Source organism: Streptomyces sp. NPDC057616 (assembly GCF_042800575.1).
Taxonomy (GTDB): Bacteria; Actinomycetota; Actinomycetes; order Streptomycetales; family Streptomycetaceae; genus Streptomyces.
In genome coordinates this window covers 1-1,097 of sequence record NZ_JBHVGU010000098.1, presented here as the reverse complement: position 1 = coordinate 1,097, position 1,097 = coordinate 1, and the positions used below count along the sequence as shown (strand labels likewise).

General features: G+C 70.2%; 1 pseudogene. It reads left to right on the top strand.

Annotated elements, in window-relative coordinates:
- A pseudogene (locus tag ACFU97_RS46075) lies at nucleotides 1-1,097 on the top strand (alpha-1,4-glucan--maltose-1-phosphate maltosyltransferase); the annotation flags it as partial.

Below are 1,097 nucleotides of genomic sequence, written 5' to 3'. Positions count from 1 at the left end.
CGGCTGGCGGCGGCGTTGACGCCGGAGGTGGATGCGGTGCTGGCGCGGCATCCGCTGCGGGAGTTCGTGACGGCCTCGCCGACGCTGCCGCTGCTGGTGGAGCGGGAGCGGGCGCTGTACGGCGCCTGGTACGAGTTCTTCCCGCGTTCGGAGGGCACCGCCGAGCGCCCGCACGGCACCTTCCGCAGCGCGGCGCGCCGGCTGCCGGCGATCGCCGCGATGGGCTTCGACGTGGTCTACCTGCCGCCGATCCATCCGATCGGCACCACCTACCGCAAGGGCCGCAACAACACCCTGTCGGCCGGCCCGGACGACGTGGGCGTGCCGTGGGCGATCGGCTCGCCGGAGGGCGGCCACGACGCGGTCCATCCGCAGCTGGGCAGCCTGGAGGACTTCGCCTGGTTCGTCGGCGAGGCCCGCGCGCACGGCCTGGAGATCGCCCTGGACTTCGCCCTGCAGTGCTCCCCGGACCACCCCTGGGTGCTCAAGCATCCCGAGTGGTTCCATCACCGCCCGGACGGCACCATCGCCTACGCCGAGAACCCGCCCAAGAAGTACCAGGACATCTACCCCATCGCCTTCGACGCCGACCTGGACGGCCTGATCGCCGAGACGCTGCGGGTGCTGCGGCTGTGGATGGACCTGGGGGTGCGGATCTTCCGGGTGGACAACCCGCACACCAAGCCGGTCGTGTTCTGGCAGCGGGTGATCGCCGACATCAACGCCACCGACCCCGACGTGATCTTCCTGGCCGAGGCGTTCACCCGGCCGGCCATGATGCACACCCTGGCCCAGATCGGCTTCCAGCAGTCCTACACCTACTTCACCTGGCGCACCACCAAGCAGGAACTGACCGACTACCTGACCGAGCTGTCGGGTGAGGCGGCCGCCTACATGCGGCCCAACTTCTTCGTCAACACCCCCGACATCCTGCACGAGTACCTCCAGCGCGGCGGCCGGCCCGCCTTCGAGGTCCGCGCCGTGCTGGCCGCCACCCTCTCCCCCACCTGGGGCGTGTACTCCGGCTACGAACTGTGCGAGAACACCCCGCTGCGCGACGGCAGCGAGGAGTACCTCGACTCCGAGAAGTACCAGCT